Origin of the sequence: Roseinatronobacter domitianus (genome assembly GCF_023336755.1) — a bacterium.
In the GTDB taxonomy this organism is placed as follows: Bacteria; Pseudomonadota; Alphaproteobacteria; order Rhodobacterales; family Rhodobacteraceae; genus Roseinatronobacter; species Roseinatronobacter domitianus.
The window spans coordinates 159,548-173,540 of the sequence record NZ_JALZWP010000002.1; the positions used below are offsets into that span (position 1 = coordinate 159,548).

The window sequence follows — 13,993 nt, forward strand, 5'->3', positions numbered from 1 at the left end:
TACTGCACGCCCTGATTCGCCGCAACGGCTAGAATGGCCCGCGCAGATACATCGGCCCGCCCGTCCAGCGCGGAAAGCCGAAAGCGTTTATCATCACAACGTCAATATCATCCGCGCGCGCGGCGATCCCTTCACGAAGGATCGCGTCCCCTTCGGCCTGCATGACCGACAGAATGCGCGCCATGATCGCCTCTGCGCCAAAATCTTGCCGGGCAATGCCCTTGCGCGCGGATTCGTCCAGGATCACGCGCTCCACTTCCGGGTCGGGCACGGGTTTGCCGCTGGAATAATCATACCAGCCGCGCCCCGCCTTGCGGCCAAAGCGCCCCGCCTCGCACAGAATATCAGGAATACGCACGTAATTCGCCGGGCGCTTGCCCTCAGCGGCGCGGCGCTTGCGCATGGCCCATGCAATATCCAGCCCCGCCAGATCCTGCATCTGGTAAATGCCCATCGGAAAGCCAAACGCGACCATAGCGGCATCAATCTGCCAAGGCAGCGCACCCTCTTCCAGCATGTGCTCGCAATCGGCGCGGTAGGCCGACATGATGCGATTGGCGATGAACCCATCACACACCCCGGCAAACACCGTGATCTTCCCCAAGGCTTTGGCCAATGCTGCACCGGTGGCAAGGGCGTGGTCCGATACCGCGTCCGGCACCACGATTTCCAAAAGTTTCATCACATGCGCGGGCGAGAAGAAATGCAGCCCCACCAGCCGCGACGGGTCGGCCATAGTCGCGGCCAAGGCGCTTACATCCAGATACGAGGTGTTGGTGGCAAGGACGCAATCGGGCGCAGTAACAGTTTCCAACTGGGCCAGAACGGCTTTCTTTACGTCGAAATCCTCGAACACGGCTTCTATGACAAGCTGCGCATCCGACAGGTCGGCAGGGTCATTGGTCGCGGTGAAAGCGGCGACACAGGCCGCGTGGCGGTCAGCCCCGATCACCCCGCGCGCCAAGCTGTCTTGCAAAATGCCCATCACGCGGCCCTTTGCGGCGTCAGCAACCTCTGCTGTCTGCTCTAGCAACGTCACGCGCAGCCCCGCCAGCACGCAAGCCGCCGCAATGCCCGCGCCCATTGTGCCGCCGCCAACCACGCCGATCCGTTCGGGCACAGGCGCCCGAACATCTTTCAACCGGTCCAACCGTCCCGCCGCACGTTCGGCAAAGAACACATATGCCAGCGCCTTGGATTGTGGGTCGTCACGCAGGCGCAGGAAAGCCGCGCGTTCTGCCGCCAAAGCCTCTGGCGCAGGCAGGGTCAGCGCGCCGCGCAGCGCCGCAACCGCTTCTTTGGGAGAGTTCTGGCCACGGGCGCGCTTGTCCAATTTGGTCGCCAGCGCTTCAAACGCCGCCGGGTCGGGGTGCAACACCGGGCGCGCCAGAACCGGGCCGGGGTCAGGACGCTCTGCCAGCGTTGCGGCAAAATGGAGGGCGCTGTCCAACAGATCGCCCTCTGCAAGTTGGTCCACCAACCCCAAGTCTGCGGCGCGCGTGGCAGAAATCGGCTTGCCCCCCGCAACCATCTCCAGCGCATAGGTGGCTGGTATAATGCGCGGCAAACGCACCGTGCCGCCAGCACCGGGGATCAGGCCCAATGTGACCTCTGGCAAACCCAGCTTCGCGCCACGCGCGGCCACCCGGTAGCGACACGCCAAGGCCAGTTCCAACCCGCCGCCCAGCGCGGTGCCGTGAATGGCCGCAATCCAAGGCACATGCGCGCCTTCGATCTGCGCCAGAACGTCGGGCAAATGCGGCTCCATGGGCGGCTTGCCAAACTCTCGAATATCGGCCCCGGCCACAAAGCTGCGCCCGGCGCAATGCAGGACCACAGCGCGCAGCCCCGGCATTGCGTTGGTCTGCGCCACGGCTTCTGCCAGCCCCGCGCGCTGCGCTTGGCCCAGTGCGTTGACCGGCGGATTGTCGAGGGTGACGCGGGCGATATCGCCCTCTTGGGTGACGAAAACAGTCATGGAGCGTCCTGCAAGATGGCTTCGGTCAGCGAGCTATCGGGGTCTTCCAGCGCGGCGATCACGTTGAAATGGTGGAAATCACCGTCCACCACCAGCCGCGTTCCGGGCCAGGCTTCGCGCATCAGCGCAGATTGCCGCAAGAATTCGGGGCGTTCATGCCCGCCGACCCACGCGGTCAGATGCGTGCCGGGGCGCGGCACCTGCAAAGCAGGGCTTTCGGCCTGCGCCATATCCGGGGTCAGGCGCAAGATGCCGTTCATCTTGGTGCGCAATAATGGCCGCAGATCGTGCAGGCCAGAGATGGACACCGCTGGCCCCGCCACATTGGGCATGTCGGCACATAGCATCCGCGCGACCAGATGGCCCCCGGCGGAATGCCCGGCAAGCCGCACCGGGCCTGGCACCTCTGCCTGCGCTGCGACAATCGCGCGGGCGATCTGGGCGGTCATCACGGCCAGCGTGGCGTCTGGTGCCAGCGTGTAGCTGGGCATGGCCATTGCCCACCCCCGCGCAACGGCACCATGTGCCAGATGCGACCATGTGGATTTGTCGAAGGCTTTCCAATAGCCACCATGCACGAACACGGCCAACCCCTTTGGCGTGCCATCGGGCAGGAACAGGTCGAACCGCTCACGCGCACCATCGCCATAGGGCACATCAAGCCGGGTGCGCACGGTGTCGCGATACTCCGCCGCGCGCGCCTGCCATCGCGCCGGATAGTCCGCCCCTCCGGGAATATGCGCACCGTTTTCGAACGCCGCGTCCCAATCTATCAACCCTGTCATGCCGCCCTCCCCGGAAGCTTGGCCCAGCATATATTTCAAGCCTAAAACATCAAGCCTCTAGGGCGCGTATATTCCGGTCAAACTCCGCGCGCGCCCGGCCCCAAATGCCTGCGTCAACGGCATCAACTGCCTGCAAATGCGGCAAGAGCTGCGCGGCAAAATCCTCTGAAGCTTCTATGGGCAACAAAGAGGGCAGGTTGTCGATCGCCATCACATCCAGCACCGGAGCGCCATGCACCCGCAGCACAGGCCGCGCCCAATCTGTCGCGCGGTCATAGACCTTGACGGGTGAAAAATCAGACGTCGGATCGCAGGCGATATCGCCAATCACCCGCAAGGCGCGTGGCGCGCTTACCGCCGATTGCGGCACGAAAACCGGTGTGCCGGGCATGGCAAGAATGCAGTTCAGGAACAGGTCATGCGCAAGCACTTCCGGAAAAGGGCCACCGGCTTCGGTTTCCGCCTTGTCCCAAGCGGTTACGGGCGCGCCGACCGCGGCACACATATCCGCAGCACCGCGCCCCACGCGGCCAAGCGCGCCGATGACCAGCACGCGGGGGACCGCCAAACCTGCCAGCGCTTGCGCCACCGCATCCACCAACACGGTCTTGTCGGCAAACCGGGCGACCGGCGCGCAAACCCCACCGCGCGCCTGCGCCGCATAAGCCAGAAGCGACACCGCTGCGCCCGCATACCCGGCCCAATATCCGAAGGCAGCCACGCGGCGGCCCTGCGCATCGGTCAGGTATTCCAGATCATACAGAACCCCGCCCCCCTGCCGAAAGCGGCGCAGAAGTTCTTGGCCCGCAGGTTGCCCCTTATAGGCATGGCCAAACATGATGTGCCGATGACGCAGCGGCGTGCCGTCCTCTGGCAATTCCTTCAAGCCGAAGATGATCGCGTCGGTCGGCGCATCGGGCCAGGAACCATACGCGGCCCGCTCTGCCCCGGCCTCTGTATAGGGCGCAATGGGAACCGCGCGCCGAGGGCTGTCTTCAATGGTTACACGAAAGCCCTTGGCACGCAGCGCGGCCACGCCATCGGGCGTGATGCCCACACGTTCTTCCTGTGGGCGCTGCTCGGCGCGAATCCAGAGATGAGTCATGCGGCCCTCATGAAGTGGGATTTGGCCTTGGGTAGCGCGACGCGTGGCGACCCGCAAGCTGGCAAGCAGTTGGTAACACTTTCGCGCTAAGCTGGCTGCGGCTGGCCAGAAAAGGACATGACATGCAGATGACACTTGGCGAAGCGGGCGGCGCCCTTGTGATCGAATTACGCGAAACCCGGTTGGATGCCGCCGTTGCCATTCGGTTCAAGGACGCCATTCGCAGCGCGACCGCGCATCCCGGCAGCCCGGTTATTCTTGATCTGGGAAATGTCGAATTCATGGACAGCAGCGGCTTGGGGGCCATTGTCGGGGCCATGAAACTGCTTGGCCCGGAACGCCCGCTTGAAATCGCGGCGCTCTCACCGGGCGTGCGCAAGGTGTTCCGGCTGACGCGCATGGACACCGTCTTTCGCATTCATGACCACTCGCCCGACACTCAGGCATTCCCCGCCACAGGGTAGTTGGGGCCTGCCGTTTTAAGACCACCTCGTTCGGGCCATGACCTGTGCCCGCCTCGCTCAGAACTGGACTGTTTGAATGATACAAAGCGATCCAACGCCGCTGCCGGTTTTGACCACATGCTGCAACAGCTCCCTGAACGATGTCCGCGCCCTGCTTGTGCAGGTCGATAAATTCCTGCACGCCCAAGGAACACCCGCTGAATGGGTCGAAGATATGAATATCATACTCGCCGAAGTGCTGTCGAATATCGCCCGACATGGCTATAGCGACATGTCAGGCCGGATTGATCTGGAAATACGGCTTGGCATGAATGAATTGCGCTGCCGGGTTAGCGATAAGGGCCGGCCATTCGACCCTAAACTTATTGGCCATCGCGCACCCGAACCCACACGCCTACGCGAAGGTGGGTATGGCTGGTTCCTGATCCGCAGCCTGGCACGCGCCCTGACCTATCATAGGGTCAAGGATACGAATTGCCTGACATTCTGGGTTCCAGTCGGTCACAAACTACCGATCGCGGCCCTTGCAGACTAAGGCTTTAAGCTCAGTTCATCTCAATCTGAAGCGGATAGCGACCGTTATTGAACTCGCCAAAAAGCTCATACAAGTCTGGGTGCTCTACAGGTTCGCCAGACTCATCGGGCAGCAAGTTCTGCTCTGACACATACGCGACATAGAAACTGTCCTCGTTCTCTGCCAGCAGGTGATAGAAGGGCTGGTCCTTGCTAGGGCGGCTATCCTCTGGGATGGAATGATACCAATCCTCGGTATTCGCGAATTTGGGGTCGACATCAAAGATCACCCCGCGAAACGGGTGCTTTTTATGTCGAACCACTTGGCCAAGGTGGTATTTCGCCCAAGTTTTTTCCATCAGCGCCTCTGCCGCAGACCTAACGCAAAACGAATATAAGAGTCCATGCCAAGCACCGCGTTTCGCAGAAACAGTTTGTGACAAACCCCACGACAACGGCAGCATTGCGGACGGCTTGCGTAATATTATTGCGCAAACAGGGCAGTTTGGCGCATTGCAAGACCGCCTACCCGTGTTACAAGCAGAAGGTCAGCCGCGCAAACTAGGTCTAGCGCGCGCATCGTCAACGATACAGGAGCATCCATGACCAACGTAGTTATCGTCTCCGCGGCCCGCACGGCTGTCGGTTCTTTTGGTGGCGCTTTCGCCAACACTCCGGCACATGATCTGGGCGCCGCCATCCTTGACGCGGTGGTCGCCCGCGCGGGAATCGACAAGGCAGATGTGTCGGAAACCATTCTTGGTCAGGTCCTGACGGCCGGTCAGGGCCAGAACCCTGCGCGCCAAGCGCATGTAAATGCGGGCCTGCCGATTGAAGCGGCTGCATGGTCCATCAACCAGGTGTGCGGGTCGGGCCTGCGCGCCGTCGCCCTTGGTGCGCAGCACATCATGCTGGGCGATTCGGCCATTGTGCTGGCTGGCGGTCAGGAAAACATGACCCTGTCGCCCCATTGCGCCCACATGCGCGCGGGCACCAAGATGGGCGACATGAAAATGATCGACACCATGATAAAGGACGGGCTGTGGGATGCGTTCAACGGCTACCACATGGGGCAAACCGCCGAAAACGTGGCCGGGAAATGGCAGATCAGCCGCGAAGAGCAGGACGCTTTCGCTGTCGCCAGCCAGAACAAGGCCGAAGCCGCGCAGAAGGCCGGCAAGTTCAAGGATGAAATCGCACCCTTCACAGTGAAGACCCGCAAGGGCGACATTGTCGTGGAAGATGATGAATATATTCGTCACGGCGCGACGATTGAATCAATGCAAAAGCTGCGCCCGGCTTTCACCAAAGATGGGTCCGTGACCGCTGCAAACGCCTCTGGCCTGAACGATGGTGCCGCCGCCGTCATGCTGATGAGCGCGGAAGAAGCTGAAAAACGCGGCCTGACCCCGCTGGCCCGCATTGCCAGCTACGCGACTGCCGGTCTGGACCCGGCGATCATGGGTGTCGGCCCGATCCACGCCAGCCGCAAGGCGCTGGAAAAAGCCGGTTGGAAGCCCGAAGACCTGGACCTGATCGAAGCCAACGAGGCTTTCGCCGCCCAAGCCTGCGCCGTGAACAAAGACATGGGCTGGGACCCGGCCAAGGTAAACGTGAATGGCGGCGCAATCGCCATCGGCCACCCCATCGGCGCCTCTGGCTGCCGCATCCTGAACACGCTGCTGTTCGAAATGCAGCGCTCGGACGCGAAAAAGGGTCTGGCGACCCTGTGCATCGGCGGCGGCATGGGCGTGGCAATGTGCCTCGAACGTTAAAAGCGATTCGGCGTGCGCAATAATCTTGCGCACGCTGCGCTTGCTCGTTACCAAATATTGCAGACGCAAAACAACCTTTAGGAGGGGGACATCATGGCAAGAGTGGCATTGGTCACAGGCGGATCGCGCGGCATTGGCGCGGCGATTTCCAAGGAATTGAAAGACAAGGGCTACACGGTTGCGGCGACCTATGCCGGCAATGACGAGGCCGCGGCGAACTTCACCGCCGAAACCGGCATCAAGACCTACAAGTGGAACGCGGCGGATTACGACGCATCAAAAGCTGGTATCGCGCAGGTCGAAGCTGATCTTGGCCCCATCGACATCGTGGTGGCGAATGCGGGCATCACCCGCGACGCACCCTTCCACAAAATGACACCCGAACAGTGGAAAGAAGTGATCGACACCAACCTGACCGGCGTGTTCAATACCGTTCATCCCATCTGGCCCGGCATGCGCGAACGCAAGTTCGGTCGCGTGGTGGTCATCAGCTCCATCAATGGGCAGAAAGGCCAGTTCGCACAGGTCAATTATGCTGCGACCAAAGCGGGCGATCTGGGGATCGTGAAATCTCTGGCGCAGGAAGGCGCGCGGTTCAACATTACCGCGAACGCCGTTTGCCCAGGCTATATTGCGACAGAAATGGTCATGGCCGTGCCGGAAAAGGTGCGCGAATCGATCATTGCAGGCATCCCGGCAGGCCGCTTGGGAGAGCCAGAGGAGATCGCGCGTTGTGTGGGGTTCCTTGTGTCAGATGATGCGGGCTTCGTGAACGGGTCCACAATCAGCGCCAACGGTGCGCAGTTCTTCGTCTAAACCCTTGAAACGCCAAAAAAAACGGCCCGCATTTGCGGGCCGTTTGCATTTAAAACATGAGCGTTATGCGTGTGACAAACGCTCGATTTCTTCTTTCAAACGAAGTTTTTGTTTCTTCAATTCAGCGATTTCCCGATCACTGCTTCCAGGACTGCGTTGGATACTGTCAACCTTGTCAGAGAGGTGCGCGTGTTTTTCGCGCAGTGCGGCAAGATGCGAGGTTAATGACATTCAGGTGTCCTCCTACTCTGATTGCGACAGTTTTATTGCAACACAGCTCCGGGCACCTGTCACCAAAATTCGGTGTGAGCGCCCTGCGCTTGCGCTGAAATATGCCACCATGCTTACCAAAGCGTTTAGACTTGCACGGCTTCTGCCTGTTGCTGCCCCACGCCGAACACCTGCTTGTAGCGTGCGATCTCGCTTTTTGGGCCCATCGCCTTGTTAGGGTTGTCAGAAAGTTTAACCGTGGGCCGCCCATCTGCGCTGATCGCTTTGCACACCAAGCTGAACGGAGCCAAGCCATCACCTGTGGCTAAACCACGGAAATCATTGGTCAACAACGTGCCCCAGCCAAAGCTGACCTTGACCCGGCCGGCAAAAGCGCGGTGCAGCGCCCGGATCCGGTCCACGTCCAGCCCGTCAGAGAAGATGACAAGTTTCTCGCGCGGGTCTTGGCCATGCGCCTGCCACCAACGGATTGCGGCTTCGGCCCCATCCTCTGGCGCGCCCGAATCGACGCGGATACCCGTCCATTCCGCCAGCCACTCGGGGGCGCGGTCAAGGAATCCTTGGGTGCCGTAAGTATCTGGCAGAATGATGCGCAGATTGCCGTCATGTTCCGCCTGCCAATCGGCCAACACGCGGTAAGGTGCTTTGGCAAGTGCGGCATCATCCGGGGCCAGCGCCGCGTAGACCATGGGCAATTCATGCGCGTTGGTGCCGATCGCCTCGACCTCTCGGCGCATGGCAACAAGACAGTTCGACGTGCCGATAAAGCGCGCGCCCAAGCCTTCCTGCATGGCTTGCACGCACCAGTCCTGCCAAAGGAAACTATGCCGCCGCCGCGTGCCGAAATCGGCAATGCGCAGGCCGTCCAGCCCTTGCAAGCCTTCGATCTTTTCCCAGACACGTGTCATCGCGCGGGCATAGAGCACCTGCAATTCAAACCGCTTCATCCGGCCCAGAACGGCGCGCGACCGCAACTCCATCAGCACCGCCAGCGCCGGGATTTCCCACAGCATCGCCTCTGGCCATGACCCTTCGAATGTCAGCTCATACTGGTCGCCCACACGTTCCAGATGATAGGGCGGCAGTTGGAAGCCTTCGAACCATTCCATGAAATCGGGGCGGAACATCTGGCGTTTGCCGTAAAACGTGTTGCCACGCAGAAAGGTCGATTCGCCGCGCGACAGTCGCAGCGTGCGAATATGGTCAAGCTGTTCGCGCAACTCGCCCTCGTCTATAAGCTTGGCCAGCGGCACATCGGTGGCGCGGTTAATAAGGCTGAAGGTCACGCGCGTGTCGGGGTGGTTGGTGAACACCGACTGGCACATCAGCAGTTTGTAGAAATCGGTATCAATCAGGGACCGCACAATCGGGTCCAGCTTCCAGCGGTGGTTATAAACGCGGGTTGCGATATCCATGGGTCAGACCAATTCGATGCCAGCGGCGCGCATGTCGTCCAGCGCGCGGGCCATCGACCCGTCAAGGTCGATACCGCGGCACAGGGTGGTCAGCACCCGCACCTTGAAGCCCAGCTTGGCGGCATCCAGCGCCGACCATGCCACGCAGAAATCGGTCGCCAAGCCGACGAATTCCAATTCGGTCAGGCCGCGTGTGCGCAAATAGCCTTCCAGCCCTGTGGGGGTCGTCTGGTCATTCTCGAAAAACGCCGAATAGCTGTCGATCTGCCGCCGAAACCCTTTACGAAGAATCAGATCGGCGCGGTCAGTGGTCAGATCGGCATGAAACGCGGCCCCATGACTGCCCTGCACGCAATGATCCGGCCACAGAACTTGCGGCCCATAAGGCATATCGACCATCTGCATCGGCGCGCGCCCCGCGTGCTGGCTGGCAAAAGAGCTATGACCGGCAGGGTGCCAGTCTTGCGTCAGGATCACGGCGGCGGCCTCTGCCATCCGGGCGTTCACGCCGGGCACGATCTGGTCGCCCTCTGCCACGGCCAGCGCGCCGCCGGGGCAGAAATCGTTTTGCAGGTCGATCACGATCAAGGCGTGGGACATGGCGGCTCTCCTTTTTGGTTAGGGCTAAGCACCTGACACGGCCGCGTCAATGGCGGCTATCTTGCGCGCGAGCGCGGCGCGCAGTAAAGCGCGCGTATGTTTACCGTGGCCGCACTCTATCATTTCACTCGGTTTGACGACCCGTCTTCGCTGAAGGGGCCGCTTGCCGCCCTATGCTGCACCAATGGGGTGAAAGGGTCATTGCTTTTGGCGCAAGAGGGGATCAACGGCACAATTGCAGGCCCGCGCGACGGGATCGACGCGGTTCTGGCGCATATCCGCGCGCTGCCGGGTTGTGCCGCGCTGGAGTGGAAGGAAAGCCACGCCCCCGACATGCCCTTTGGCCGCATGAAAGTGCGCCTGAAGCGAGAGATCGTGACCATGGGCCAGCCCGATGTGGACCCGCGCGCGGGCACCGGGCATTATGTGGACCCCGCCGGCTGGAACGCGCTTATCAGCGCGCCCGATGTCGCCGTGATCGACACCCGCAATGATTACGAGGTGGCGATCGGCACGTTCGAGGGCGCGATTGATCCGGGCACCAAGTCTTTCGGGGAATTTCCCCAATGGTGGGAAGACAACCGCCACCGCTTTCACAACAAGCGGATTGCCATGTTCTGCACCGGGGGCATTCGGTGCGAAAAATCGACCAATTACCTTCTGGGGCAGGGGGTTCAGGATGTTTACCACCTGAAAGGCGGTATCCTGAAATATCTGGAAGAGATGCCAGCCGAGCAAAGCCTATGGAACGGCGCGTGTTTCGTCTTCGATCAGCGCGTATCGGTCGAGCATGGGTTGAAACCCGGCCCACATATCATGTGCCACGCCTGCCGCCGCCCGCTTTGGCCAGAGGACAGAACACGCCCCGAATACGAAGAGGGTGTGCTGTGTCATCACTGTGTGGAAGAGTTCACCCCCGAACGCCGTGAAGGGTTCCGCGAGCGGCAACGTCAGATTCGGCTGGCGGCCAAACGTGGAACATCGCATTTCGGCGGCTGAGCGCCGCAAAAGCCACGATACCGATAACATTGGTAAGAATTTTTGTTCACTCCGTAGCCCCATTATGCTCTAACGCCGGGCACGGACAGTCATATGTCCGGCGAAAATACCTCGGGAGGAGTAATAATGGATCGTCGTTCGTTTTTGAAGACATCGGCGCTGGGCGGCTCTGCCGCAGCAGCTTCGACACTTGCCGCACCGGCTGTTGCGCAAGGTCGTATCACTTGGCGCATGGTTACAACCTGGCCACGCAATTTCCCCGGTCTGGGCACGGGCGCGCAGCGCGTCGCGGATCGCATCACCGCCGCATCCGATGGCGCATTGACCGTTGAAGTTTTTGCAGCTGGCGAAATGGTCCCGGCGCTGCAATCTCTGGACGCGGTGATCGACGGCTCTGCCGAGATGAGCCACGGTGCCGCCTATTACTGGCAGAACAAGTCTGTGGGCCTGTCCTTCTTCACCGGGGTGCCCTTCGGCATGACCAGCCGGGAATTGGCTGCATGGGTGCGTTATGGCGGCGGTCAGGAACTTTGGGACGAGCTTTACGACCAGTTCGGCGTTCAGGGCTTTTTGTCGGGCGACACCGGCACGCAGGCAGGTGGCTGGTTCAATCAGGAACTGACCGGTCTGGCCGATATTCAGGGCCTGCGCTTCCGTACGCCTGGTTTGGGTGGTCAGGTCTGGCAGAAGATGGGCGCTTCGGTCACGAACCTTGCCGGTGGCGAAATCTTCCAGGCGCTGCAATCGGGCGCACTGGATGCCGCCGAATTCGTCGGCCCCTATAATGACCGCGCGCTGGGCTTCCACCAGTTGCGCAAGCATTACTACACGTCCTCATTCAACGAGCCGGGTCTGGCGACCGAAGTTGTGGTGGACAAGGCGAAGTATCAGGAACTGCCCGCCAACCTTCGAGCCATCGTCCGCGATGTGTGCCAGGCCGAATACGACCAGGTGCCAAGCGAATTCTACGCGAACGACCCGATTGCGCTCAACGACATGGTCGAGAACCATGGCGTCATCGTGCATGAAAACTGGCCGGAAGAAATTTGGCAAGGTGGCGCGAATGCGGCCAAGGAACTGCTGACCGAGATTTTGGAAGGCGGCGACGAAATGACCAAGAAGGTCGCGCAAAGCTATGTCAGCAATCTGAATGTTCTGCGCACCCGCACCGAGCGGACCGACCTGACCTATGCGATCGCGCGTCAGAAATACTTCGACATTTCGGACCTTGGCTAAGACCCTCTCATGACACGATACCAAAGGCCCCGGACAGGATCCGGGGCCTTTAGGGCGAGCACGCATCAGATTACGAGGGCCAAAATGACCGCACTCGCAGCACTTATGAAAGCGATCAACGCGCTGAACCGCATTGTCGGCAACACGTTTATGTGGCTGTCGGTGGCGATTGTTATGGTGTGCTTCTGGGTTGTCGTGGAACGCTACCTGTTCGCCAATACGCGCCTATGGATGCAAGACCTGTATCCGTGGATGAACGGGGTCATGTTCACCGCCGTGGCGGGCTATGGCCTGTATCGCAACGACCATGTGCGCGTGGATATCTTCTTTCGCCCTGCCAGCAATCTGCGCAAAGCGTGGATGGACCTGATCGGCGTCTGCGTATTCCTGATGCCCTTCGCTTATGTGGTGTGGGCCTATTCCTTCACCTTCGTGAACCGGTCTATCGGGCTGCTCGAAGGGTCGGCAAACCCCGGCGGGATGCCGGGCTTGTTCGTGTTGAAAAGTTTTATTCTGGTTTTTGCGGCACTCATTGCACTGCAAGGCGTGGCCATGGCGATCCGGTCCATCCTGATTATCGCCGGGCGCGAAGATCTTGTGCCAGCGGATTACCGCTACCAATACGAGTTGGAGAAAGCCTGACATGGATCCGGTATTGATTGGCGAGATCCTCGCCGGAACGATGTTCTTTGGCGTGATCGGATTTCTGCTGCTGGGGTTCCCGGTCGCGTTTACGCTTGCAGGCACGTCCATTCTGTTCGCCTTCGCTGGCCTTTATTTCGGCGTGTTCGACATGTCGAACCTGCGCGCGCTGGCCGGGCGTTACACCGGCTACATGCTGAACGAAGTGCTGGTCGCAGTGCCCTTGTTCATCTTTATGGGGGTGATGCTGGAACGCAGCAACATTGCCGAACAACTGTTGTCCACGATGGGCCGCCTGTTCGGCAATATGCGCGGCGGGCTTGGAATTTCGGTTATTCTTGTGGGCGCCCTTCTGGCCGCCAGCACCGGGGTGGTGGGCGCGACAGTGGTGACGATGGGCCTTATCAGCCTGCCCGCGATGATGCGCGCAGGGTATGATCCGAAACTCGCCTGCGGGTCGATCTGCGCCAGCGGCACCTTGGGTCAGATCATCCCGCCCTCGACCGTGCTGATTTTCATGGGCGACATGATCGCGGGCATGCACAGCCAGGTGCAGATGAGCCTTGGCAATTTCGCACCCACCACAGTGTCGGTGGGCGATTTGTTCGCGGGTGCGTTCATTCCCGGCCTGCTGATGGTCGCGCTGTATATCGCCTACATCCTGTTCAAGGCGGTGTTCGACCCTGAAAGCTGCCCGGCAACCCCCATCCCGCCAGAGGAAAAAGCCGGGTTGGGCCGCGAGATTGTTACCGCGCTGATACCACCCTTGCTGCTGATCTTCGCGGTTCTGGGCTCTATCCTTGGCGGCATTGCCACGCCAACCGAAGCGGCCTCTGTCGGTGCCGTGGGCGCGACGCTGCTGGCCGGTTTACGCGGTCGGCTGAAAGCACAGATCTTCGTCGATGTGGCGCGCCGCACGGCTGTCATCACCTCGATGATTTTCATCATCCTGTTCGGCGCCTCGGTCTTTGCCATCGTGTTCCGCCAAATGGGCGGCGACGATCTGGTGCATGAATTCCTGTCGGCCATGCCCGGTGGCGCGATGGGCGCGATGATAACCGTCATGGTCTTGATGTTCGTGCTGGGCTTCATCCTCGACACGTTCGAGATTATCTTCATCGTGCTGCCGATCACCGCGCCGACGCTGCTGATGCTGGGCATCGACCCGATCTGGCTGGGCGTGATGGTCGGGGTCAACCTGCAAACCAGCTTTCTGACGCCACCCTTCGGATTTGCGCTGTTCTACCTGCGCGGCGTAGCCCCCAATTCGGTCAGCACCGGCATGATCTACAAGGGTGCTATTCCCTTCGTGCTGTTGCAGATTACTGCCATCGTGCTGCTGTTCATGTTCCCGCAACTGGTGCTGTGGCTGCCGGGGCTGCTGTTCTAGGGCTGTCGTTTTGACTTTCGCTTTGGGTGCGCCATCTGCGCCCA

15 protein-coding genes are annotated in these 13,993 nt (G+C 60.6%); 8 read left to right on the top strand and 7 right to left on the bottom strand.

Translation table 11 applies throughout. From position 1 onward, the window contains the following. Positions 1-28: 28 nt before the first annotated feature. From M3N55_RS02835 to M3N55_RS02845, 3 genes are read right to left on the bottom strand one after another with little or no spacing between them, the layout of a single operon-like run. Positions 29-1,978 carry an FAD-dependent oxidoreductase gene (locus M3N55_RS02835; protein WP_249056186.1) on the bottom strand — a complete coding sequence of 650 codons (1,950 nt, stop codon included), beginning with the start codon at positions 1,976-1,978 and terminating at the stop codon, positions 29-31. After that, entirely contained in the window at positions 1,975-2,763 is a 789-nt protein-coding gene (locus M3N55_RS02840; RefSeq protein WP_249056188.1) for an alpha/beta hydrolase, read from the bottom strand. Before M3N55_RS02840 ends, M3N55_RS02835 begins: the two co-directional genes overlap by 4 nt. Positions 2,764-2,812: 49 nt before the next feature. After that, entirely contained in the window at positions 2,813-3,868 is a 1,056-nt protein-coding gene (locus tag M3N55_RS02845) for a saccharopine dehydrogenase (RefSeq protein WP_249056189.1), read from the bottom strand. Positions 3,869-3,990: 122 nt separating this feature from the next. On the opposite strand from M3N55_RS02845, the gene M3N55_RS02850 reads away from it, so the two are divergent. Together M3N55_RS02850 and M3N55_RS02855 are read left to right on the top strand one after the other, a co-directional pair. Next, entirely contained in the window at positions 3,991-4,332 is a 342-nt protein-coding gene (locus M3N55_RS02850) for an STAS domain-containing protein (RefSeq protein WP_249056192.1), read from the top strand. Positions 4,333-4,408: 76 nt separating this feature from the next. Next, positions 4,409-4,867 carry an ATP-binding protein gene (locus M3N55_RS02855; RefSeq protein ID WP_249056194.1) on the top strand — a complete coding sequence of 153 codons (459 nt, stop codon included), beginning with the start codon at positions 4,409-4,411 and terminating at the stop codon, positions 4,865-4,867. A 10-nt stretch (positions 4,868-4,877) separates the two neighbouring features. Here the strand turns inward: M3N55_RS02855 and hspQ are convergent, their stop codons facing one another. Then, positions 4,878-5,204, bottom strand: a complete 327-nt coding sequence (gene hspQ, locus M3N55_RS02860) for a heat shock protein HspQ (protein WP_249056196.1) — start codon at positions 5,202-5,204, stop codon at positions 4,878-4,880. A 243-nt stretch (positions 5,205-5,447) separates the two neighbouring features. Between hspQ and M3N55_RS02865 the strand changes: the two genes are divergently transcribed. Both M3N55_RS02865 and phbB read left to right on the top strand, forming a co-directional pair. Next, positions 5,448-6,620: an acetyl-CoA C-acetyltransferase gene (locus M3N55_RS02865; RefSeq protein ID WP_249056198.1), complete on the top strand. Its 1,173-nt coding sequence runs from the start codon at positions 5,448-5,450 to the stop codon at positions 6,618-6,620. A gap of 93 nt (positions 6,621-6,713) precedes the next feature. Beyond that, entirely contained in the window at positions 6,714-7,436 is a 723-nt protein-coding gene (gene phbB, locus M3N55_RS02870; RefSeq protein ID WP_249056200.1) for an acetoacetyl-CoA reductase, read from the top strand. A gap of 63 nt (positions 7,437-7,499) precedes the next feature. Here the strand turns inward: phbB and M3N55_RS02875 are convergent, their stop codons facing one another. The 3 genes from M3N55_RS02875 to pncA all read right to left on the bottom strand — a co-directional run bounded on the left by M3N55_RS02875 (position 7,500) and on the right by pncA (position 9,682). Next, entirely contained in the window at positions 7,500-7,667 is a 168-nt protein-coding gene (locus M3N55_RS02875) for a YdcH family protein (protein WP_121093459.1), read from the bottom strand. A 125-nt stretch (positions 7,668-7,792) separates the two neighbouring features. After that, entirely contained in the window at positions 7,793-9,082 is a 1,290-nt protein-coding gene (pncB, locus tag M3N55_RS02880) for a nicotinate phosphoribosyltransferase (protein WP_249056202.1), read from the bottom strand. Between the two features lie 3 nt (positions 9,083-9,085). Continuing rightward, positions 9,086-9,682 (bottom strand): bifunctional nicotinamidase/pyrazinamidase, encoded by a 597-nt coding sequence (pncA, locus tag M3N55_RS02885; protein ID WP_249056204.1) that lies wholly within the window; start codon positions 9,680-9,682, stop codon positions 9,086-9,088. Between the two features lie 96 nt (positions 9,683-9,778). Between pncA and trhO the strand changes: the two genes are divergently transcribed. From trhO to M3N55_RS02905, 4 genes are all read left to right on the top strand, one after another. Further along, positions 9,779-10,681 carry an oxygen-dependent tRNA uridine(34) hydroxylase TrhO gene (gene trhO, locus M3N55_RS02890; RefSeq protein ID WP_249056206.1) on the top strand — a complete coding sequence of 301 codons (903 nt, stop codon included), beginning with the start codon at positions 9,779-9,781 and terminating at the stop codon, positions 10,679-10,681. Positions 10,682-10,807: 126 nt separating this feature from the next. Then, positions 10,808-11,917: a TRAP transporter substrate-binding protein gene (locus M3N55_RS02895; protein WP_249056208.1), complete on the top strand. Its 1,110-nt coding sequence runs from the start codon at positions 10,808-10,810 to the stop codon at positions 11,915-11,917. 84 nt (positions 11,918-12,001) lie between these two features. Further along, positions 12,002-12,559 (top strand): TRAP transporter small permease subunit, encoded by a 558-nt coding sequence (locus tag M3N55_RS02900; RefSeq protein ID WP_249056209.1) that lies wholly within the window; start codon positions 12,002-12,004, stop codon positions 12,557-12,559. 1 nt (position 12,560) lies between these two features. Continuing rightward, on the top strand, positions 12,561-13,949 hold the full coding sequence (locus M3N55_RS02905; RefSeq protein WP_249056213.1) for a TRAP transporter large permease: 1,389 nt from the start codon (positions 12,561-12,563) through the stop codon (positions 13,947-13,949). The last annotated feature ends 44 nt before the right edge of the window (positions 13,950-13,993 follow it).

Excerpts from the sequence above, each read along its gene's own strand:
- M3N55_RS02835 (WP_249056186.1), bottom strand. The coding sequence starts at position 1,978 with ATGACTGTTTTCGTCACCCAAGAGGGCGATATCGCCCGCGTCACCCTC.
- M3N55_RS02840 (WP_249056188.1), bottom strand. The coding sequence starts at position 2,763 with ATGACAGGGTTGATAGATTGGGACGCGGCGTTCGAAAACGGTGCGCAT.
- M3N55_RS02845 (WP_249056189.1), bottom strand. The coding sequence starts at position 3,868 with ATGACTCATCTCTGGATTCGCGCCGAGCAGCGCCCACAGGAAGAACGT.
- M3N55_RS02850 (WP_249056192.1), top strand. The coding sequence starts at position 3,991 with ATGCAGATGACACTTGGCGAAGCGGGCGGCGCCCTTGTGATCGAATTA.
- M3N55_RS02855 (WP_249056194.1), top strand. The coding sequence starts at position 4,409 with ATGATACAAAGCGATCCAACGCCGCTGCCGGTTTTGACCACATGCTGC.
- hspQ (WP_249056196.1), bottom strand. The coding sequence starts at position 5,204 with ATGGAAAAAACTTGGGCGAAATACCACCTTGGCCAAGTGGTTCGACAT.
- M3N55_RS02865 (WP_249056198.1), top strand. The coding sequence starts at position 5,448 with ATGACCAACGTAGTTATCGTCTCCGCGGCCCGCACGGCTGTCGGTTCT.
- phbB (WP_249056200.1), top strand. The coding sequence starts at position 6,714 with ATGGCAAGAGTGGCATTGGTCACAGGCGGATCGCGCGGCATTGGCGCG.
- M3N55_RS02875 (WP_121093459.1), bottom strand. The coding sequence starts at position 7,667 with ATGTCATTAACCTCGCATCTTGCCGCACTGCGCGAAAAACACGCGCAC.
- pncB (WP_249056202.1), bottom strand. The coding sequence starts at position 9,082 with ATGGATATCGCAACCCGCGTTTATAACCACCGCTGGAAGCTGGACCCG.
- pncA (WP_249056204.1), bottom strand. The coding sequence starts at position 9,682 with ATGTCCCACGCCTTGATCGTGATCGACCTGCAAAACGATTTCTGCCCC.
- trhO (WP_249056206.1), top strand. The coding sequence starts at position 9,779 with ATGTTTACCGTGGCCGCACTCTATCATTTCACTCGGTTTGACGACCCG.
- M3N55_RS02895 (WP_249056208.1), top strand. The coding sequence starts at position 10,808 with ATGGATCGTCGTTCGTTTTTGAAGACATCGGCGCTGGGCGGCTCTGCC.
- M3N55_RS02900 (WP_249056209.1), top strand. The coding sequence starts at position 12,002 with ATGACCGCACTCGCAGCACTTATGAAAGCGATCAACGCGCTGAACCGC.
- M3N55_RS02905 (WP_249056213.1), top strand. The coding sequence starts at position 12,561 with ATGGATCCGGTATTGATTGGCGAGATCCTCGCCGGAACGATGTTCTTT.